Consider the following 22586-nt stretch of genomic DNA (forward strand, 5'->3'; position numbering starts at 1 on the left):
GAAGCTCTTGAAAACAGAAATTCCCGACATCTTTTGTATTGCGACCGACTAGTAAAATCAATGGTCATAAATGTCACCAAAATTAGTTTCAATGAATATAATATAAAAAATCTTTCCTTCTTGAATACCTAAAAAAGGAAGATTAGACCCCGTTGCCCTAAAAACACAAAACTCAACATCCGGAGTTATGAAATCTGGAAGTTGAGATTTGGGCTTTATTTTATAGTACGGTATTTTTTCCATCCCAAAAGAATGTCTGTCCGACTTCCTTATCTCACTCCACCCCAATTCCGATAATTTTTTCAACCTGAATATAAAACTCTGGAAGAATTTAACATCCGTACAGTTTTCAACAGACTGCTTTTGCAAGTATTTAAAAGAAAAAAGAGGATGATCTATTGAAACCAAATCCTCTATCTCTTTTCTACTTATTTGATTCGAATCAACAACTCGCTTTATCAACTCGAAATCATTATCCTTATCTTTCTCTTTCTATAACTACTCATTTTATACGGGTCTTGAAGAATTTTTCAAGTTTTTCTTTTGATATGATACTACCCATTTTAGCAGGAGTAGTTTTCCACGGCTTTTCTTCATGGGTTTTATTCATCAAACCGATAGCCGAATAGGGAGAATATGCAATAAAAACTTCATCAAATAATTTTTCTTCCAACTCATTATCCAAATCAAGTTCTTCTCTTTCCGGAGAAATACCGTTAGCTCCAAACTTGCTGTAATACTCATAAACAGAAGGTACTACCGGTCCATACATCCACGCTTCTATTTCTTCCTGAAAAAGTGGAGTTCCGAATTTAGCCAAATGATACCCCTGTTCATAATACAACATTTTTTGCAATTTAAGGTTTGACATCAACTCTCCTCCCCTATAATTCGCTGCTTTACACAACAATTTATTTGCTATATCTAAAACACTGTATGCCATATAATACGTATATAATTCTATTACTTATAATTTTCGTACAAAGAAAAGAAAAATTTATCACATAGTAATATGATACATAAAACTTTAACTATTAATACATACATAATAAAGTTTATAACACCTGCAAATAGATTTTTTCACATTATTCCACATCAAAACAAGCTGAAATTTCACATTATCCGCCATATTTTACATAGATATTTACACATTTCCCTAAACATGCTACGATAGTTACAGGCGGTAACAGGATAACCTTTTACCTGAATGCGTAACAATATCAAACGAAACACGCTGCTAACCCCTTTCTAAAGAGACAAAGAACCTACTTAGAGCTTATTTAAATTCTGCTCAAAAATTCATAATCTCAATTTTTATACTTATCTTTGCTATAAACAAAAACGTTACGATTATGAAAGAGGCTGCGTATGACACATTGGTAGAAGTTTTCAGAGGAGACCTCTGGGAAGCTGAATTGGTTAAAGGTTTGCTGGCATCGGCTGGTGTTGACGCGATGCTGAAAGATGAAACCCTGTCGGTAGTGACGTCACCCTATTCGGGCACGGCAGGAAATGTATTGGTAATGGTTAATAAAGAAGAAGAAGTATACGCCCGGAAAGTAGTGGCGGAAAGAAAAGCATGAGACATTTGATTTTGATTACGCTTGCCACCCTGATTGGGGGCATCGCTCCCGTCGGGGCACAAGAGTTGAAAACGACCCGGTGGGCATCGTATGACATTTCGTTTCTGGCTCCGGAGGACATCGAAGTAGAGGATGACTCGGAAGAAGGATACATCGTTTCTAACCCGAATTATTACATTACGGTACAACTGCTTGCCGGAGAAGGTATTAAGGTGTCCGAACTCCCGCAAGAACTGAAAAACATCGCGGCAGACGACGAGGTGACCGAACAGACGGACGTTACATCGTTTGAACTGCCGCAATTTTATGGCGCCAAACTAACCGGTAACTGTGAATCCGAACGGTGTGTGTACAGCTACCTGATGGCTAAAGACGCAAGTTGCGGCTTTTATGTATCCATCGTTTGCCCGAAAGCTCACGAACAGACTGCCGAATCAATATTACACAGCTTCAAAATGGAAGAATAACTCCTGAAACGACATGAATATAAAGAAATATATACGCACGCGAATCTTTTTTTTCATCTTACTTGTTGCGCCGTTTTTACAAGGCTTTACATACTGCCGCGCTGTGCCGCACGAAGAACCGGTGGAGCCGGAAACGTACAGTTGCGTGGAAGTGCCCGACAGTATTGATTTCTGCGGCATACCTATCGACCTCACGCGCTTCGACCGCCGCGAACGGATGGACAGGGAGTTGATGGCGTTTACCTACCTTCACAGCACGTCGTTACAAATCATCAAGCGTGCCAACCGCTACTTCCCCATCGTAGAACCTATCTTGCGGAAAAACGGTGTGCCCGATGATTTCAAATACCTGATGGCAATAGAAAGCAACGTCAACCCTACGGCACGCTCGTATGCCGGTGCAGCGGGGCTTTGGCAATTCATGCCCACTACCGCCAAAGAATTCGGGCTGGAAGTAAACAATCATGTAGACGAACGTTATCATATAGAAAAATCGACGGAAGCTGCCTGCAAGTATCTGAAGCAGGCATACGCCCGCTTTGGCAACTGGGAAACGGTGGCAGCCTCGTATAACGCGGGACAAGGACGCATATCGCGTGAGCAAGACCGGCAGTATACCGACAATGCGCTCGATCTGTACTTGGTAGAAGAAACATCGCGCTATGTTTACCGCATACTGGCTGTGAAGATCATGCTGTCCGACCCGAAAAAGTTCGGTTTCCGTCTGAAGCGCAAAGACCTCTACCCTCCTATTCCTTATCATACGGTAAAAGTAACCTCGACCATCAGCGATTTGCCCCGGTTTGCCAAAAGTCAGGGTACAAGCTACGCGCTGTTACGAAACCTGAACCCGTGGTTGCGCTCACAGTCGCTTCCCAACCACAGCCACAAGGAATATATCATTTATCTTCCCGACACGGAAGGAATGTATTACAATCCGCTGATGACCCTGCCACATGACAAAAATTGGGTAGTTGATTGACCGATTTTTATACAGTGGCATATCAAGAAATTGTTTATTTTTGTGGGCGAAACATTTATACAAAACTTAAATTTTTATCATGAAAAAACAATTTCTATTAGGCATTTTAGGTGCATGTACCCTCGCTGCTAACGGGCAGACTTTCAAAGAATGGCAAGACCCGGAGGTAAATGCGGTAAACCGCGCCCCGATGCACGCCAACTTTTTCGCCTACGAAACTACGGAAGCCGCAACACAGGCTGTAAAAGAAAAATCAAGCAACTTCATGTCGCTGAACGGAACATGGAAGTTTTTCTGGGTGGAAAACGCTGACGCACGCCCTACTGACTTTTGGAAAACAGATTTCAACGACAAGGGTTGGGATAACCTGCAAGTGCCGGGAGTATGGGAACTGAATGGATACGGAGATCCCATTTATGTAAACACCGGATATGCGTGGAGAAACCAATATGAAAGTAATCCGCCTTATGTTCCGACGGAGAAAAACCATGTAGGCTCTTATCGCCGCGAAATCGTAGTTCCTGCCGACTGGAAAGGCAAAGACATTGTAGCGCATTTCGGAGCTGTAAGCTCGAACATGTATCTGTGGGTTAACGGAAGATATGTAGGTTACAGCGAAGACAGCAAGCTGGAAGCCGAATTCGACCTTACCTCTTACCTGAAACCGGGACAAAAGAACGTGATAGCATTTCAAGTATTCCGCTGGTGCGACGGTACTTACTTGGAAGACCAAGACTTTTTCCGCTATACCGGCGTGGCTCGCGACTGCTACCTTTATACACGCAACAAAAAACGCATCGATGATATCCGCGTTACTCCCGATCTGGACAGCGAATATAAAAACGGCTCACTTGCCATTGACCTCAGCCTGAAAGGTAGCGGAAACGTGACTCTCGAACTTCTTGATGCACAAAACCAAACGGTAGCCACTTCAGAAGTAAAAGGTTCGGGCAAAGTTTCGACTACCATCAACGTTGACAATCCGAACAAATGGACTGCCGAAACTCCTTACCTCTATACCCTGCGTGCCACACTGAAAAACGGCAGCACGATAAGCGAAGTCATCCCCATCAAAGTAGGATTCCGCAAAATAGAATTGAAAGACTCACAAGTATTGGTTAACGGCAAGCCCGTATTGTTCAAAGGTGCAAACCGCCACGAAATGGACCCCGACGGAGGATATTACGTTTCACGCGAACGCATGATTCAAGATATTCAGGTAATGAAACAGTTTAACCTGAACGCCGTACGTACCTGCCATTATCCGGACGATAATTTCTGGTATGACCTGTGCGACCAATACGGATTATATATGGTTGCCGAAGCCAACATCGAATCGCACGGAATGGGATACGGCGATAAAACGCTGGCAAAAAACGCATCGTACAAAAAAGCCCACATGGAACGTAACCAGCGTAACGTACAGCGCAGCTTCAACCACCCCAGCATCATTTTCTGGTCGTTAGGAAACGAAGCCGGATACGGACCTAACTTTGAAGCGGCTTACGACTGGATTAAGGCGGAAGACCCAAGCCGCCCGGTTCAATACGAACAGGCCGGACAAACAGGAAAGACAGATATCTTCTGCCCGATGTATTACGATTACAACAACTGTATAAAATACTGCGAAGACAACAGCAAACAGAAACCGCTTATCCAGTGTGAATATGCACATGCAATGGGTAACTCGGAAGGCGGATTTAAAGAATATTGGGACTTGGTGCGCAAATATCCGAAATATCAAGGCGGATTTATCTGGGACTTTGTAGACCAGTCATGCCGCTGGACAGGCAAGAACGGAAAAATGATTTACGCCTACGGTGGCGATTTCAACCGCTTCGATGCCAGCGACTTCAACTTCTGCGACAACGGCTTAATCAGCCCCGACCGCAAACCTAATCCACACATGTATGAAGTAGGTTACTATTACCAAAACATCTGGACTACTGCCGGCGATTTGAGCAAGGGCGAAATAAAAGTGTATAACGAATATTTCTTCCGCGACCTTTCGGCATATACTTTGGAATGGGAAGTGCTGAAAGACGGCAAAGTGATGCGTAGCGGACAGGTAGAAAAACTGAACGTCGCACCGAGACAAACAGCAACCCTGAAGCTTGATTTAGGAAAGACCTGCAACTGCGGCGAATGGCTGCTCAATGTGAAGTATGTTCAGAAGAATCGCGAAGGCTTGATTCCTGCCGGACATGTTGTAGCAAAAGCACAGCTTACGATGAACCCATACAAGGCTCCGAAACTTGAACTGAATAACGTTACCGAAAGTAATCTTGCCGTTATTGCTCCTCAGACAGACGACTCAAATTACAACTGTCTGGAAGTGAACGGTGAAAACTTCAACATCCAGTTCAGCAAAGCTACGGGCTATATCGACCGCTACACCGTAGACGGTACGGAAATGATAAAAGAAGGAGCAGCGCTTACACCGAACTTCTGGCGCGCACCGACCGACAATGACTTTGGAGCCGGCTTACAGCAAAGATACGTAGCTTGGAAGAATCCGGGAATCAAACTGGTTTCACTGAAGAGCGAATCGGTAAACAACCAGATTGTGGTTTCTGCTGAATATGACATGAAGAACGTATCTGCCAAACTTTACCTCACTTACACCATCAATAACAAAGGAGCTGTAAAGGTTAACCAAAAAATGGTAGCAGACAAAGGAGCTAAAGTAGCCAACCTGTTCCGCTTTGGTATGCAACTGGTTATGCCGAAATCATTTGAGCAGATTTCTTATTACGGACGCGGACCGATAGAAAACTATGCCGACCGCAAAACATGGACAGACCTCGGTATCTACAACCAAAAAGTAAGTGACCAATTCTATGCCTACATCCGCCCGCAAGAAAACGGAACGAAATCAGACATCCGCTGGTGGAAACAATTAAATGACGAAGGTTGCGGCTTGCAATTCATCGCCGAAGCTCCGTTCTCGGCTTCAGCCCTTCACTATACAATCGAATCGCTTGATTCAGGCTGGGAAAAACGTCAAGAACACTCCAACGAAGTAGAAGAAGCCGACCTGACAAACGTTTTGATTGATAAAGCACAGATGGGCTTAGGATGTGTAAACAGTTGGGGAGCTTTACCGCTGAATGAATACATGTTGCCTTATGGAGACTATGAATTTACGTTCATCATGACTCCTGTTAAACACAGCATCGCCATCGAATAATTCTAACCAAAAACAGAATAAGAGCGACACGACGAAAAGCAACTGCCGGAGGAACTTATACTTCGGACAGTTGCTTTTCTGCTTAAAAATCAGTCTCGATAAGACGAAATCCGACATGCTATTCTGTTGAGTTATGTTATTTTTTAGGAAATAAAAGTAGAAATACTGGATTAAATAAATAATTCTTCGTATCTTTGTCGCCCAGTTTTATGGCATTACAAAGTGGGAGAACTCAATATATATAATATCGAATTAAAGAACATGCGTGAAGACTCATGCCAGCATGAGTATGCGCTGACCAATCAATTCTTTACCGACATTGATGCCCCGGAGATACAGAAAGGTAATTTAAAGGTATCACTTTCCGTAAAGAAAAGCATGGGCATTTATATATTGAATTTCCACATTGAGGGCAATGTGGTGGTTTCATGCGACCGCTGTCTGGATGATTTAACGCTGCCGGTCAACACCGACGAAACGTTGAAAGTAAAACTTGGCAGTGAGTATGCAGACGATGACGAGATTGTTATCGTTCCCGAAGAGGAGGGTTACATCAACATAGCATGGTTTATTTATGAGTTTGTAGCGCTCAGCCTGCCGATGAAACACGTACATGCCCCCGGAGAATGTAACCAAGCAATGGCGGAAGCCTTGAGCAGACACTTGGCTACCAACGTTACCGAAGAAGAGGATTATCCTGCCGACGAGGAAGAAGGAAGCGGCGAGATAGACCCACGTTGGAACGAACTGAAGAAAATATTAGATAACAATTAAATAAATTAGAAAAATGGCACATCCTAAAAGAAGACAGTCAAAAACGAGAACTGCAAAGAGAAGAACTCATGACAAAGCAGTTGCTCCTACTTTAGCTATCTGCCCGAACTGCGGCGAATGGCACGTTTACCACACTGTATGTGGAGCTTGCGGTTATTATAGAGGAAAAGTTGCGATTGTAAAAGAAGCAGCCCTCTAAATAAAAAGCACTTCATTGGACACTTTAACGTGTTGGTGAAAGAATAAAGCCGGAGAGCCTTTCGGCTCTGTCGGCTTCTTTTTTTTCAATACACTATCAAACATTAGAAATGATGGAAAAAATCAATGCTGTAATTACAGGAATCGGCGGATATGTACCCGACTATGTTTTGACAAACGAAGAATTATCAAGAATGGTCGATACCAACGATGAGTGGATTATGACACGCATCGGAGTAAAAGAAAGACGTATCCTCAACGAAGAAGGACTGGGTACTTCTTACATGGCGCGTAAAGCTGCCAAACAACTCATGCAACGAACAAATTCGGACCCAGATTCTATCGACTGCGTAATTGTTGCGACCACTACTCCTGACTATCATTTCCCTTCCACAGCTTCTATCTTATGCGACAAGCTGGGATTGAAAAATGCTTATGCATTCGATTTGCAGGCAGCATGTAGCGGATTCTTATATGCTATGGAAACTGCCGCTTGCATGATTCAATCCGGAAGAAGCAAAAAAGTTATTATCGTAGGCGCAGATAAAATGTCGTCTATGGTCAACTACTCTGACCGTGCTACTTGTCCGATTTTCGGCGACGGAGCTGCTGCCTGCATGGTAGAAGCCACCACTGAAGATTACGGTATCATGGATTCTATTCTGCGCACAGACGGTAAAGGACTTCCTTTCCTTCACATGGCAGCCGGCGGCTCGGTTTGTCCTCCTTCTTATTTCACAATAGCCAATAAGATGCACTATCTGCACCAAGAAGGTAGAACGGTGTTCAAATATGCCGTATCAAACATGTCGGACGTAACAGCAGCTATCGCAGAAAGAAACGGGCTGAATAAAGATAATATCGACTGGATTGTTCCTCATCAGGCGAACTTGCGTATCATTGACGCAGTAGCTTCTCGCCTTGAAGTTCCATTAGATAAAGTAATGATTAACATACAGCGTTACGGTAATACCAGCGCCGGAACACTTCCGCTTTGTTTGTGGGACTATGAAAGCCAGTTGAAAAAAGGAGACAACATCATTTTCACCGCATTCGGCGCCGGATTTACTTGGGGAGCCACTTACGTGAAATGGGGTTATGACGGTACTAAAAAATAAAAAAGGAAATAACCAACGCACATAAAAAACGCATCCCAACCCGATGCGTTTTTTTGTCGGCAAACAAAAATAAACAAAGATTATGCACAAAGCCGGGTTTGTAAATATCGTAGGCAATCCGAATGTCGGTAAGTCTACCCTGATGAATTTGCTCGTAGGAGAGCGAATTTCCATTGCAACGTTCAAGGCACAAACTACCCGTCACCGTATCATGGGAATACTCAATACTGACGATATGCAGATCGTCTTTTCCGATACGCCGGGAGTATTGAAGCCTAACTACAAGCTCCAAGAGTCTATGTTGAATTTTTCGGAATCGGCGTTGACAGATGCCGATGTGTTACTGTATGTGACCGATACAATCGAAAAGCCAGACAAGAACTCTGAGTTTATGGAGAAAGTGCTTAAACTGGACATCCCCGTTTTGTTGTTAATCAACAAAATCGACCTGACGAATCAAGAAAATCTGATAAAGCTGGTCGATGAATGGCACGAAATGTTGCCAAAAGCTGAAATCATCCCGATTTCGGCAAAAGCAAAATTCAACGTCGATGCAGTAATGAAACGCATCAAAAGCCTGCTTCCCGACTCACCTCCTTACTTCGGAAAAGACCAATGGACGGACAAGCCGGCACGTTTCTTTGTCACTGAAATCATCCGCGAAAAGATTTTGCTGTATTACGACAAAGAAATTCCTTACTCTGTAGAAGTTGTCGTAGAGAAATTCAAAGAAGAAGCCAAAAGTATCCATATCAATGCCGTTATCTACGTTGAACGCGAATCGCAAAAAGGAATCATCATCGGACATCAAGGAAAGGCGCTGAAAAAGGTTTCTACCGAAGCACGCAAAACACTGGAACATTTCTTCCAGAAATCGATTTACCTTGAAACGTTCGTCAAAGTGGATAAAGACTGGCGAAACTCTGATAAGGAATTAAAAAACTTTGGCTATCAATTAGATTAATACCGGCTGCGAAGCCGCACAAAGTATAGAAAATATGGGAAATTTAGTAGCTATTGTAGGACGCCCCAATGTGGGAAAGTCGACACTGTTTAACCGTCTGACGCAAAGCCGTCAGGCTATCGTAAACGAACAGGCCGGTACAACCCGCGACCGTCAATACGGTAAATGTGAATGGTTAGGTAAAGAGTTTTCAGTAGTAGACACCGGAGGATGGGTGGTAAACTCTGACGACGTATTCGAAGAAGAAATCTGCAAGCAGGTAATGTTGGCTATAGATGAAGCCGATGTTATTTTATTTGTGGTAGACATCGTTAATGGAATTACAGACCTCGACTTGGAGGTGGCGAACATCTTACGCCGCTCTAAAACTCCAATCATTGTGGTTGCCAACAAGACCGACAACAACGACTTACAATATAATGCAGCAGAATTTTATTCGCTGGGATTAGGAGACCCATTTTGTATCTCTGCCTTGAGCGGAAGCGGAACGGGCGATTTACTCGACCTGATTTTAAGCAAATTCCGCAAAGAGACCGGCGAAATATTGGAGGATGACATTCCCCGTTTTGCTGTTGTAGGACGTCCTAATGCAGGAAAATCGTCTATCATCAATGCTTTCATCGGCGAAGACCGTAATATCGTAACCGAAATTGCGGGAACCACACGCGATTCGATTTACACACGTTATGACAAATTCGGGTTCAACTTTTACTTGGTAGATACTGCCGGTATCCGCAAGAAGAATAAAGTAACCGAAGATTTGGAGTATTATTCGGTGGTACGCTCTATCCGTTCTATCGAAAACTCTGACGTGTGTATCCTGATGCTGGATGCCACACGGGGCATAGAGAGCCAAGACTTGAATATATTCTCACTGGTATTGCGCAATCAGAAAGGGCTTGTGGTAGTTATCAACAAATGGGACTTGGTGGAAGAAAAGTCTAACAAGACCATGAAGACTTATGAAGACGCTGTGCGCAAGCGCCTCGCTCCGTTTACCGACTTCCCGATAATATTTGCTTCGGCACTCACCAAGCAACGTATCTTTAAGGTATTAGAGTCTGCGCAGGAAGTGTATAAAGCACGCAATACCCGCATCCCGACAGCCCGACTGAACGAGGAGCTGCTCCCGCTGATAGAGGCATATCCGCCTCCTTCAAACAAAGGGAAGTATATCAAAATCAAATACATTACCCAGCTTCCCAATACGCGGGTTCCATCGTTTGTATTCTTTGCCAACCTTCCGCAGTACGTGAAAGAACCGTACCGCCGATTCTTGGAAAACAAAATACGCGAACGCTGGAAACTGTCGGGAACTCCGATCAATATCTTCATCCGACAGAAGTAAGATTTTTATCCTTCTATAACAAAAGAAAGGCGGCAAAGCAAGAGATTTTCATCTCATTGTTTTGCCGCCTTTCCTTTGAGCCTCAAAGCCGTATAATTTATTTTTTCTCTTTGTTCTCCTCCGTCTTTACTTTCCGCAACAGGTCGGAAGCAAAAATAAAGTTGTTCAAGCGCTCGTTAGTGGCGGTAAACACATCATCTTTAGTACCTTCCCACTCTTTATGTCCCTGATAGATGTAGAGAATACTTTCGCCGATACCCATCACCGAGTTCATATCGTGGGTATTGATGATGGTGGTCATGTTATATTCCGTGGTAATACCATGTATCAGTTCGTCGATAACCAACGACGTTTTAGGGTCGAGCCCCGAATTAGGTTCGTCGCAGAAAAGATACTGAGGCTGCAACACGATGGCACGGGCAATCGCCACACGCTTCTGCATACCGCCGCTTATCTCACCCGGATATTTGTTTTGCGCATCAATCAGGTTCACACGGTCAAGGCAGAACTGTGCACGCTTCACACGCTCGCGGTAGGTAGCGTTCGAAAACATATCGAGCGGAAACATCACGTTCTCTAACACAGACAGAGAGTCGAACAGCGCGGCGCTTTGGAATATCATCCCCATTTCGCGCCTCAACGATCGTTTTTCCTTCTTATTCATGTGGATAAAGTCCCTGCCGTCGTAAAGCACTTCGCCCTGTTCCGGGGTAAGCAGCCCCACGATACACTTCATCAGCACGGTTTTTCCCGAACCGCTCTGACCGATAATCAGATTGGTTTTCCCGTTTTCAAAAGAAAAATTTATATTGTCGAGGACGGTACGCCCCTCGAACGACTTGCTTACAGATTTCAGTTCTATCATCCCATTAACAGTTGAGTAAGTATTAAATCGGAAAACAATATCAGCACGCTGCTCGACACTACCGAGTCGGTACTTGCCTTACCCACGGCGATAGAGCCTCCTTCTACCGTATAGCCGAAATACGCCGAAACGCTGGCTATGATAAATGCAAAAAACAGTGATTTGATGAAACTGCACCAAATGTACCATTCTACAAACATGTACTGCAAACCGTATTCCAAATCGGTCGCATTCATGATGCCGCCGAACCATGCCGTACAAAACGCACCGAAAATACCCGCAAAAATACTGAATACCACCAAGAAGGGAATCATTGTCATCAGTCCGAGTATCTTGGGCAGAATCAGGTAAGAAGCCGAATTGATTCCCATGATTTCAAGCGCGTCTATCTGCTGGGTTACGCGCATTGTTCCGATTTCGGAAGCGATGTTCGACCCCACTTTTCCCGCCAAAATCAAACACATGATGGAAGACGAGAACTCCAACAACAAAATTTCACGTGTGGTATACCCTACTACAAAACGGGGCATCCACGGGCTTTCGATATTCAATTTTATCTGGATACAGATAACTGCACCGATAAAAAACGAAATCAGTAACACGATACCGATGGAGTTGATGCCCAGTTGCGCCATTTCGCTGACATATTGCTTGAAATACATCCGGACACGTTCGGGACGGGAAAACACCCTCCCCATCAATATCAGATACTTTCCTAAAGTGGTGATTGGCTTAACCATATTGTTTTCACAAAATTATTTGGTACAAAAGTAAGGCTTTTTAGCTATATTATTATAAAAATGAAGCGAAATTCGCCCGAACTACCACATAACCCAAGATTTTTACTACTTTTGCGACATCAAACGAAGAATATTCTCTCACTTTTTTAGGCCATGGCAGAAGATAACCAACCAACTACACAGCAAGAGGAATTCCAGCTTCCCGAAGACGGGCGCATGGTGTTACGTACCGAGAATCTGGTAAAGAAGTACGGGAAGCGTACCGTAGTAAGCCACGTTTCCATCAACGTAAAACAGGGGGAAATAGTGGGATTGCTGGGTCCTAACGGAGCCGGCAAGACGACTTCTTTTTATATGACAACCGGATTGATTGTCCCCAACGAAGGTCACATTTACCTTAACAACCAAGATATTACATCGTATCCCGTGTATAAGCGTGCGCAAAACGGAATAGGATATTTGGCACAGGAAGCCTCGGTTTTCCGCAAAATGAGCGTAGAAGACAATATCGCTTCGGTACTGGAACTGACCGACAAGCCCGTGGAATACCAAAAAGAGAAGTTGGAAAGTCTGCTCAATGAGTTCCGCCTGCAAAAAGTCCGCAAAAACTTAGGCGACCAGCTTTCGGGTGGTGAACGCCGGCGTACGGAAATCGCCCGCTGCCTTGCCATCGACCCGAAGTTTATCATGCTCGACGAGCCGTTTGCCGGAGTCGACCCGATTGCCGTAGAGGATATCCAGCACATCGTATGGCGACTGAAGGACAAAAACATCGGTATTCTGATTACCGACCATAACGTACAGGAAACGCTGAGCATCACCGACCGCGCCTACCTGCTGTTCGAGGGAAAGATTCTGTTTCAGGGAACCCCGGAAGAACTGGCTGAAAACAAAATCGTGCGTGAAAAATACCTCAGCAACAGTTTCGTACTTCGCCGTAAAGATTTCCAACTGAAAGACAACCGGGAATAACCGGCTGTGGAAGCCGTTATCCGGATTGGTCAGAGGCATGAAAAACGCTACCCATAGAACCGGTGAACGCTATGGGTAGAAATGGTTAACGCATCCGCATGAAATGGATAACACTAACGGTAGCGTTTTCGGGGGGGGACAACAGGGATAACTCTTGCCCATACATTCGGCGGGCAGGAAAGTTTCAATAAGTCCAGCGGCTCCCCCCATAAGATGGGCACATAAAAAATAAAAAATATTTTTAAGCGGTAAAAGTTTTTCTAATTCAAGCAAAAGCTGTATCTTTGCAACCCGAAACAGACCATTACACACTTTACAGAAAAAGTGTTACCGTATATAGCAAATAATAACAATAAAAGTATATACTGAAATGAAAAAAGGCATTCATCCTGAAAACTACCGCCCGGTAGTATTTAAAGACATGTCAAACGGCGACATGTTCCTGTCTCGTTCTACTTGTGCCACTAAAGACACAATCGAGTTCGAAGGCGAAACTTATCCGTTGGTTAAGTTGGAAATTTCAAGCAGCTCACACCCGTTCTACACAGGTAAGTCTAAACTGGTAGACACCGCAGGACGTGTTGATAAGTTCATGAGCCGCTACGGTAACCGCATGAAAAAATAAAAATCGGTTTTTAGCCATACAAAAAGAGGATAAACCTGTTGAAAGGTCTATCCTCTTTTTGTTTATGTTGCGTCCTCTCCCGCTATTTCTGATAAACTCTCACGTAATCTATTTCGTAACGCATAGGGTAAGCGTTCTCCGACACAGGTCCGCCGTTGATACCTCCCACAGCCAAGTTCAGCAACAAATATTGAGGCTGCATAAACGGATTTTTCCCTTCCCCTATCGTACCGTTATAAGTATCTTTCAGCAAAATTTCGTTCAGCAGCTCATCATCCAAATAAATCCGGATGGCTTCTTCGTCCCAGTCCATACGCCAAATATGAAACTCCGAAGCCCAATCAGGGTTCTGCGACAAGAAATGGCTGAAAGGAATGGCTTTGCTATTCCATTTTGCCACCCATTTTTGGTCTGTTCCCCATGCAGCATTGGCTAAAATATGAGGTACACCCTGTTTCCGATAAAATTCCATAATGTCGATTTCTCCGTTAGAGGGCCATTCCATCGAAGCGCCCAACATCCAAATAGCAGGCCACGCACCCTTACCTACGGGAATGCGTGCACGGACAACCACCCTTCCATACAGAAATTCCTTCTTGCCGGCAGTTGTCACCGATGAAGAAGTACATTCTACAAACTCCCTCGAAGTGCGCCAATCGCCTCCTTCTCCAGCCTGATATAACGGATTTTTCCGCCTCTCTTTCCGTGCTTCGATTATCAGCAACCCATCCTTACAAAAGGCATTATCGGGCTGATACCACTGTAATTCTTCGTTACGCGCATATCCGTTTTCATAGTTCCACACCGTAGAGTCCAGCCTCCCATCGACCTCGAACTCATCGCTCCACACCAACTTGTAATTTTCTTGGGATTGAGCCGGCGCAAAAAGTGCGGCAAACGCCAAGCTATAAAGTAATCGCAAATGTTTCATATTCTCAGTTTTGTCCAAAAGTATAAAAATGTAGCAGGTTTTCCAAAAACAAAAGAAGGGAACTTTTCAATCCCCTCCTTCTGCTCACATCGAAAATGAATTAACAAACTCATATCACAAGCACGTCCAACTTATTCCAACGGTACTGTTTCGGGGTCGTACACTTCCAAATCCGACATCGTAAGCTCTGCCATATTGAAGTAACTGGTATTACCCGAAGTAGCGATTACGTTAAAACGGAAATAAGTAAACGTTTTGCCCGGCATGATATAATCCGATGTATATTCACTACCAGCACTTGTGGGGAGACCGGTCAATGTAGTAATAGTTTCCCACTTCTCTCCATCATTACTGATTTGCAGTTCGACTTCCGTAGGACGTCCGTCCGTAGTCCATGTATTATCACTTCGGTTTACATAACTCACTACAAAATCTCCATGAGGTTCGGCAAAATCAATCTGCACATAATGCGGCAGCGGAATCAAAGGCTCATTCCAACGAGTGTGGAAAAAGCTCCCCTTATTCCCATCTACAAGATTCGCAATCGGTCCCTCAGTAGGTTCTTGCGCGTTCGTACTCAACATATCGACCGTAACATTACATTTCCTTAAAGTATAGGTAGCAGGAGCAGCTCCCGAAACAGCCTTAATCGATTTGATCTCTCCTCCTTCATCATGAATATTAAAAGTCTGATAAAAAATTTCATATTCCCCAAAACGGGCACGGGTATCGTCTATAAGCATTTCAGTTGTTCCCGGCGAAACAATCTTATAAATCGTTTCTTTTTGCAATGGATCTTCATACCATATTTTTATATAAGCATATTCTGCCACTTCAGGAACAGTCCAATTTAATTGGATTTGTCCGGGCAAAGCTTCTGAAGTCATTCCCTCAACTGGCGCAGGAATTCCTTCATACCCCTGCATCTCAAAGGATTCTAATTTATCATCACAGCTAACTCCCATCCACACAGCAGCCAGCATCGGTATTATATATTTCAGTTTCATCATACAATTACTATTTTGATGTTCAACATAAAAGTTATCTCATCACCATCCCGGATTTTGAGTCAAATTCGGATTCTTACGCATTTCGCTGTCCGGAATCGGGAACAAATACATTTTATCATTCCAGTAACGAGACTTAGTAACGCGCTTATATGTATAGTTATCACCATTTTTTGTAATCTGCATTTCTATAATGTTCTTCTGCGAATCTCCATCTTTCCATCTTCTGACATCCCAAAAACGATGACCTTCAAATGCCAACTCTACCATACGTTCCCGACGATATTTCTGAATAAATTCATCGGCAGACATTCCCGATGGGAAATCTGGCATCTTCACATCCTCACGATTGCGTACTTTATTCACAGCTTCTACCGGAGACATTGTAAAAACAGCATCGGTAGCATCGGCTGATCCCAAATAATTAAATACAGCTTCTGCATAATTAAGATAAAATTCTCCTAATCGGAAAGTAACCCAACTGTGACGCTTTCCGCCGCTTCCTGTTGACGAACTGATATCTGTGGTACTATCCAAATATTTTTTCAGATAATATCCCGTAGGAGTAGCTCCTGCTATAGGAAGAGCATTTCGTCCGCCTGTATATGTTTCCAACGGATTAGGATTAGTATCCGGCCATTTATCACCATTAACAGCAATTGTCATTCCCAATCGAGGATCGCGTCCACTATACGGATTGTTAGCATCATAACCGCTGCCTTCTTCATTCCAAGCCTTTCCTGTTGCCTGCATTTCATAAGCATCTACTAACGTTTGAGACGGACAGTTGCCTGAATTTCCATTCTCCATTCCAACAGGGAAATTTGTCGTTTCCGGCGAGTTAGTATCACCGATACGGCGTACAAATATCATTTCTTTGGCTTTATAATTCTCTGTACCCCATATTTCAGAGTATTTACCTAATTGTATATTATTTGCATCACAAAAATCAAGAACATCCTTACTGGCTTGTGCTGCACGTTGCCACAATGTTGGATCATTGTCTTCGTTAAACAAAGGACTCGCCCAATACAATAAAGTGCGGGCTTTCAAAGCCAAAACTGCTTGCTTGGTGATACGTCCGGTTTCAGGACTTGTTCCATTGGCCGCATCATTCTCCAACTTGGTATAATCCACCGGAAGTTCATCAGCAATATCGTCACATTCTTTTACTATAAAATCGAATACCTCTGCCACAGGAGTACGAGAGACCTGATTAGCTTCTTCTTCCGTCAAGACTTTCGTTATAAGAGGTACATCTCCGTATGCCCGAGCCAAATTAAAGTAGAAATAGGCACGTAAAAATCGGACCTCATACTGATAACGATTGAAACGTTTCATTTCGGCTTCATAATTCTTGTCAAAGCGCAATTCTGAAAAATCTGCGTTAACCGATTCTTCCAAGAAAAAATTAGCTTTACGAATTCCCTCAAAACTCCAACGGCTGTAAGCGTTAGTCGAACTCCAGCGTCCGTCTGTATACCCAAGTACTGTAGACCAACTCCAAGCATATTCAGACTCATCACAAGCAGAACATAACGAGCCGTCTGCTGGAAGATCGGAATCCAAGTAGCTGTAAATATTAGTCACTACCGCTCCGGTTCGTCCGAAATCAGTAAATACATAGCTTTTGTCGTACGTTGTATATTCACGATAATCCAAATCTGCGCATGAAGCCATGAACGACATACAAGCTAATCCGAATAATATGTTTTTCAACTTCATAAGTTTTTTCTTTAATTAGGTTAATATTAGAATCCGATAGATAGACCTACGTTAATAGAGCGCGTGGTAGGTATACCGTTGCTAAGTGATTCCGGGTCTATTTCGTTGATATGGTCCCAACAGAATAAGTCAACTCCTCTTACGTATACTTTTGCCGTATTCAAATGCCATTTACTAATAAGCGAATGAGGCAATTTGTAATATACCTCACAGTTACGCAACTTTAAGAATGCACCATTTTCAAGCCATACGGAACTGTTTTGGTTATTATTCTGAACCGTTTCAGTAGACAAACGAGGATAACGTGCATTCGGGGTTTCAGGTGTCCAACGGTTGGCATAATAGTAATTGGAAATTGTATTGCCATTAGTCAGCGGACGGTAAAGTCCACTCAGCGTTGTCCAAGACGTATAATTCCCCAATCCTTGAAAATCAACATTGAAACCTATTCCTTTCCATTCTGCACCGATGCTGAAACCATAATAAATTTCGGGTACACTGGAATTATATCCCAAAGCAACTTGGTCAAACTCATTAATCACACCGTCACCATTTTGGTCTTTATACTTAACATCGCCCGGACTTACCGCACCAAATTGCTGTTCGGGACTGTTATCAATATCTGCTTGATCTATAAAGTAACCAACGGCTTGATATCCGAATATTTGTCCGACAGGTTTTCCCGTACTATACAAATAGTCGTAAGCTTTCGGCTCTTCCAATTGTTCTTTGATAATGTTTTTAGTAAAACTGAAGTTACCTCCCAAATTCAAGCGGAAATCTCCGAATCGCTTCGTATAATCAACACCAACTTCAACACCTTTGCTGTCAACTATACCTGCATTCGCATAAGAAGACGTTGCTCCCAGTATTGATGAAACATTACCGCCAGTATATACCCATATATCTTGGCGTCTTTCGTAGAATCCGTCAACCATCAAAGTAAGTCCATTAAACAAAGTAGCATCAATTCCGACATTATACTTATATCCTTTTTCTGTAGTTCCGCCCAATGAAGGAAGCTGACCTTCTTGCCAAGCTCCTCCGTTTCCGAAATCATCCTGAATAGGATATCCTCCTCCACTTCCGTTCATAGTAGTGTTCCAATAACCGTTATAAGGAATATTGTCAGTGTTAATGATTCCGAACGAACCACGCAGTTTCAAGAAATTCAACCATGAAACATCTTTCATAAAATCTTCGTTTGTCAGATTCCATGCTAAACCAACAGTAGGTGAAACATGCCATTGATTACCTGTTTCCAACAAATTAGAAGCCGAAGCGACCAAAGCAAAATCCAAGAAATAACGGTTATTAAAGCCATAGTGAGTATACCATGACCAGTTACAATGGTATAAAGTAGAGTTTATATTAACGTTATTATCGTATTTATAAGTATACATCAACGTGGTATAGATTTTATGGTCTCCAAACTGGCGAGTCCAATCTACATTTGCCATGAAATTAAACGAACGATACTGCCAGTCTAATTTACTGCCACCTGCCATTTCTGTATCCTTTCCAGCTTCATAGTCAGCAAACGAAGAAGGTTCTCCGTTTTCCCATCCGGTAACCGACGTACTTCCGTATCGATACTCCATCGTATGATCTTCCCAATAAGATGCCACATTATCATATCCCATACGGAAAGATGCACCCAAACCTTCAGTAATGGAAGACAAATCCTGCCTTAAAGTCATATCTGCCCATAGGCCAAGCGTATGCCCTTTTGAGTAGCCTCTGCCTTGTGTCAAAGCTACAGGGTTTGCCCATCCTGTCCATGTGGTGTTACCTCCCCACAAACCGCTTTCCGTACGAATGGGAAATGCCGCAGCAGGAGTGGTATAAAGTTTTCCTATCAAATCATCTGAACCAAGACCGGGACGGCTGAACTCATTCAACGTACCCATTATGTTAACTTGAAGTTTGGTCTTCGGAGTCAAATCAATGTCCAAATTGCTGCGAAGATTAGCCTTTGAATATTTTTCTTGTGTTGAAAAGCCTTCATTCGAATTAGCATTGTTTATAAATCCCCGTCCATTCTGCAAATTCAACATCGTAAAATAACGTATCTTTGAAGCTCCTCCACGGAAAGTAAGCGTAGCAATATCGGATTTTCCACGATCTCTGTATACCTCATCCCACCAGTTTACGTTAGGGTAATAATACGGGTATTTACCGCTTTTAAAAGCATTCAGTTCGTCCCGTGTATAACGTGGCGACCTGCCGTCGTTCGCCAACGCCTCGTTCATGGCACGTGCATAAGTATAGGCATCCGCCATTTCGGGCAAACGGTTCTGGTAAGTAAAACCGTGATCATACGAGAAACTGATTTCCCTCGATTTGTATTTTCCCCGCTTCGTAACGATATTCAATACTCCGTTTACACCTTTATAGCCATACAGCGCAATGGCAGCAGCATCGCGCAAAACACTTACTGACTCTACTTCTTCAGGATTCAGGTAACGTAACACATTATATGCATTGTCTCGTTCCAATCCATCGACCACAATCAAGATGCCATTATTCCCATTTAGCGTTTTCTGTCCGCGAATAAACATCGAAGGTATCTGTTCCCACATTACCCCAGTCTTCTGAAGGGTTGTTAATCCTGCTACGTTTCCGTACATCGAATTTCCCAACGTATACGAAGAACGGTTATCTATTTTATTACTGTAAACAGTTGAAACAGCTCCCGTTGATTCGGCGAAAGTCTGATTCAACCCGAACCCATAGTTCACCTTCTCTGATGACAAATCCATAACAATTATCATGGTTTTTCCGGGCTCTACATCTACTGTTTTCGTAGCATCATAAGGCGTCAGAATTTGAAGTTTATCATCCTTTGCCGCTGAAATTTCAAATTTACCCGTAGCGTCTGTTGACACCAAACTACCGGGTTGTCCGACGATACTGACAGCCGCTCCCGAAACAGGATTTCCGGCTCTGTCAAGTATCATGCCGGTAATATTATTCTCTTCTTGAGCCATAACTTGCACACCCATGTATGCCAGCATAGTCAAAGCCAATATCTTTTTCTTCATTGTTTTCTGTTTTTTAGTAACTTAGACAATTCTTAAATCATAAAAATCGGTCTCAAAAATCTTACCCATAGAAATAGATTACGCTACCGCATAGATGCTTGAACACTACCCATAGAAACGGGTAACGCTACCGCATGTATTTTTAATGGGCAAGCCGTTATATTACCAACCGGGATTTTGAACTAATCCATATCCTTTATTTACTTCTTTTACCGGGAATGCAGCCAAGTACCATTTCGGATTAAATCCATTCCACCATGAACGTCCGGCATTGGATATTTGGAAAGGAGTGTACTTAAACCGGGTAGGGAAATCACCCCGGTCTGCTTCCGGCTTATCAGACCATGAGCCACTGCCGCCGTCGGCACGTTCAATCAACAATCCATGCAACGGACGTTCAAACAAATCGGCGCGCTTGTTGCGAATCATATCAAAGAAACGCACATCTTCCAGCCCCAATTCGCAAGCCCGTTCGTTCAGTATGGCTTCCATCAAGTTATCGGTATTTCTCATGTCTTTTCCGGGGTTCGATGCGACCAGCCCTTTCAACCCTACACGGGCGCGAACGATGTCGACTTGCTTGATTGCATCGTCTATCCGGTTGTTTTTCAACAAAGCCTCAGCATAGATTAAATACATTTCCGCCAAGCGCAGGTAAGGCCATTCCAAGAAATTGCCAGCCAAACTACCTTTGCCTTCTTTATAGAATTTATAAAGTCCGAATCCCGTAGCGTATTGTCCGGTTTCGGTAGTGGTGCTGTTGGCATTTTCGCGCCCACCTGCCCACAATTCGACGCTGCGTCCGCTCCATTTTGCACCGTTTACCAAAATGGTTTCATAAAGGCGCGGGTCGCGGGTAGGTTTGTTGTAATCGTTATCTTCAAAGAACATGTTGTTTTCGGCTACCGCCTTGTCAAAGTCGAACGGTGTACCATCGCTCATCGGGAACATTTCCATGTACTCCAACGTAGGTGTGTATCCTCCATTGGGAACCCAGTCGCCCCAGTAATACCACCAGTCCCAATTATATTTACCGATGATACGGGTAGAGATCAGCAACTCAGTGTTATTTCGTGTGAAATAAGCCGTATTGAAAGCCGCACGATAATCGTCACACGTAGTTCCCGTAGGTTGAAACAATTCGTAATGCCCTTTTTGCGCAAGCATATCGAAAAAGTCCTCGCAAGCCTTTAAACACTGTTGCCACAATTCAGGCTTATAGCCACCATACCACACCATGTGTCCGGTAACCGCCTCCTGAGGAGGCTCTGTACAATAAGGTTCGTCATCGTTAAATAAGGGACTTGCCGCAAAAAGAAGAATCTTACATTTCAAACCCATAGCCGACGCCTGAGTCATTCTTCCTTGCCAGTTAGACTCGCCATCGTCTGTCAAATCCCACGGAAGAACGGATGCAGCCTCATCAAGTAACTTGACCATAAAGTTGACCGTTTCTTCTACCGTACCGCGAGGAACCTGATAATCGTTTTCTGCCGCAAAAGCCTGTTCAACGATAGGCAATCCGCCAAAATGACGGAACATATCAAAATAACGAGAAGCTATGATAACTTTAGCTTCAGCTTTTAAACGTTCTTTCTCCATTTCATCCATATCGGGTACGCGGTCAACATTTTCAATAAAGATCCACGCCGCACGAATACACTCCCATGTTTCTTCTTTCGTAAAGCTAAACCGAGTTTCCGAAGTATTATCTTCAGTTACAGCCGTATAGGTACCGGGATAATAATGTCTATTCAATCCATCCCACGAATTATGGCTATGAAAGCAGTCGGACAAACACTCGAACATACCGGTATTCATCTTTCCATCCACATCATTCCAGTTTGTAGCTAACCCGTAATATAATTTGCTATAAGTTGTCCACAAGAAGCGACGGGCGTATTCCGCCTTCCCGAAAATAGAATCTTGAGTAACGGCAACACTCGGAGCTTTCTCCAAGAAACTGTCGCCGAACTTTATTTCATCGACACATGACGTAGCTGTTACAGCCCCTACAAATGCCGTTATAAACCACTTTGTTAAATGTTTCATA

At 43.4% G+C, this 22586-nt stretch carries 19 protein-coding genes; 11 read left to right on the plus strand and 8 right to left on the minus strand.

The window, feature by feature from the left end:
* Window positions 1-502 precede the first annotated feature (502 nt).
* Complete coding sequence (locus M3085_RS12335) at window positions 503-943, minus strand: Panacea domain-containing protein (RefSeq protein WP_249053153.1); 441 nt, start codon at window positions 941-943, stop codon at window positions 503-505.
* 409 nt (window positions 944-1352) lie between these two features.
* Here M3085_RS12335 and M3085_RS12340 point away from each other — a divergent pair, with 409 nt between their 5' ends.
* From M3085_RS12340 to der, 9 genes are all read left to right on the plus strand, one after another.
* On the plus strand, window positions 1353-1583 hold the full coding sequence (locus M3085_RS12340; RefSeq protein WP_178255646.1) for a DUF2007-related protein: 231 nt from the start codon (window positions 1353-1355) through the stop codon (window positions 1581-1583).
* Window positions 1580-2050 (plus strand): hypothetical protein, encoded by a 471-nt coding sequence (locus M3085_RS12345; protein WP_178255647.1) that lies wholly within the window; start codon window positions 1580-1582, stop codon window positions 2048-2050. The genes M3085_RS12340 and M3085_RS12345 overlap by 4 nt, the downstream gene beginning before the upstream one ends.
* A 13-nt stretch (window positions 2051-2063) precedes the next feature.
* Complete coding sequence (locus M3085_RS12350; RefSeq protein ID WP_262921573.1) at window positions 2064-3032, plus strand: lytic transglycosylase domain-containing protein; 969 nt, start codon at window positions 2064-2066, stop codon at window positions 3030-3032.
* A gap of 79 nt (window positions 3033-3111) precedes the next feature.
* Complete coding sequence (locus M3085_RS12355; RefSeq protein WP_249053154.1) at window positions 3112-6222, plus strand: glycoside hydrolase family 2 TIM barrel-domain containing protein; 3111 nt, start codon at window positions 3112-3114, stop codon at window positions 6220-6222.
* Window positions 6223-6483: 261 nt separating this feature from the next.
* Window positions 6484-6996 carry a YceD family protein gene (locus tag M3085_RS12360; protein ID WP_178255650.1) on the plus strand — a complete coding sequence of 171 codons (513 nt, stop codon included), beginning with the start codon at window positions 6484-6486 and terminating at the stop codon, window positions 6994-6996.
* Between the two features lie 13 nt (window positions 6997-7009).
* Window positions 7010-7195 carry a 50S ribosomal protein L32 gene (gene rpmF / locus M3085_RS12365; RefSeq protein WP_178255651.1) on the plus strand — a complete coding sequence of 62 codons (186 nt, stop codon included), beginning with the start codon at window positions 7010-7012 and terminating at the stop codon, window positions 7193-7195.
* 112 nt (window positions 7196-7307) lie between these two features.
* A complete protein-coding gene (locus M3085_RS12370) occupies window positions 7308-8312 on the plus strand; it encodes a beta-ketoacyl-ACP synthase III (protein ID WP_178255661.1) in 1005 nt (334 codons plus the stop codon).
* 82 nt (window positions 8313-8394) lie between these two features.
* Window positions 8395-9276, plus strand: a complete 882-nt coding sequence (gene era, locus M3085_RS12375; protein WP_178255652.1) for a GTPase Era — start codon at window positions 8395-8397, stop codon at window positions 9274-9276.
* A gap of 34 nt (window positions 9277-9310) precedes the next feature.
* On the plus strand, window positions 9311-10624 hold the full coding sequence (der, locus tag M3085_RS12380; protein ID WP_178255653.1) for a ribosome biogenesis GTPase Der: 1314 nt from the start codon (window positions 9311-9313) through the stop codon (window positions 10622-10624).
* Between the two features lie 97 nt (window positions 10625-10721).
* Here der and M3085_RS12385 read toward each other — a convergent pair whose 3' ends face one another.
* Both M3085_RS12385 and M3085_RS12390 read right to left on the minus strand, forming a co-directional pair.
* A complete protein-coding gene (locus M3085_RS12385) occupies window positions 10722-11489 on the minus strand; it encodes an ABC transporter ATP-binding protein (RefSeq protein ID WP_249053155.1) in 768 nt (255 codons plus the stop codon).
* Entirely contained in the window at window positions 11486-12229 is a 744-nt protein-coding gene (locus tag M3085_RS12390) for an MlaE family ABC transporter permease (RefSeq protein WP_178255655.1), read from the minus strand. The genes M3085_RS12385 and M3085_RS12390 overlap by 4 nt, the downstream gene beginning before the upstream one ends.
* A 153-nt stretch (window positions 12230-12382) precedes the next feature.
* On the opposite strand from M3085_RS12390, the gene lptB reads away from it, so the two are divergent.
* Complete coding sequence (gene lptB / locus M3085_RS12395; RefSeq protein WP_191709886.1) at window positions 12383-13201, plus strand: LPS export ABC transporter ATP-binding protein; 819 nt, start codon at window positions 12383-12385, stop codon at window positions 13199-13201.
* Window positions 13202-13571: 370 nt separating this feature from the next.
* Window positions 13572-13826 (plus strand): type B 50S ribosomal protein L31, encoded by a 255-nt coding sequence (locus M3085_RS12400; protein ID WP_178255657.1) that lies wholly within the window; start codon window positions 13572-13574, stop codon window positions 13824-13826.
* An 82-nt stretch (window positions 13827-13908) separates the two neighbouring features.
* On the opposite strand, the gene M3085_RS12405 is transcribed toward M3085_RS12400, so the two are convergent.
* From M3085_RS12405 to M3085_RS12425, 5 genes are all read right to left on the minus strand, one after another.
* Window positions 13909-14757, minus strand: a complete 849-nt coding sequence (locus M3085_RS12405) for a family 16 glycosylhydrolase (RefSeq protein ID WP_249053156.1) — start codon at window positions 14755-14757, stop codon at window positions 13909-13911.
* Between the two features lie 131 nt (window positions 14758-14888).
* The gene (locus tag M3085_RS12410) at window positions 14889-15767 is read right to left on the minus strand and encodes a discoidin domain-containing protein (protein WP_306666766.1); all 879 of its coding nucleotides are present in this window, start codon (window positions 15765-15767) and stop codon (window positions 14889-14891) included.
* A gap of 39 nt (window positions 15768-15806) precedes the next feature.
* Complete coding sequence (locus M3085_RS12415; protein WP_191709884.1) at window positions 15807-17489, minus strand: RagB/SusD family nutrient uptake outer membrane protein; 1683 nt, start codon at window positions 17487-17489, stop codon at window positions 15807-15809.
* Window positions 17490-17515: 26 nt separating this feature from the next.
* Entirely contained in the window at window positions 17516-20533 is a 3018-nt protein-coding gene (locus M3085_RS12420) for a SusC/RagA family TonB-linked outer membrane protein (protein ID WP_191709883.1), read from the minus strand.
* A gap of 162 nt (window positions 20534-20695) precedes the next feature.
* Window positions 20696-22585: a RagB/SusD family nutrient uptake outer membrane protein gene (locus tag M3085_RS12425; protein ID WP_204501237.1), complete on the minus strand. Its 1890-nt coding sequence runs from the start codon at window positions 22583-22585 to the stop codon at window positions 20696-20698.
* Window position 22586 lies beyond the last annotated feature (1 nt).

It is taken from the genome of Bacteroides caecicola (assembly GCF_023337095.1).
Taxonomy (GTDB): domain Bacteria; phylum Bacteroidota; class Bacteroidia; order Bacteroidales; family Bacteroidaceae; genus Phocaeicola; species Phocaeicola gallinarum.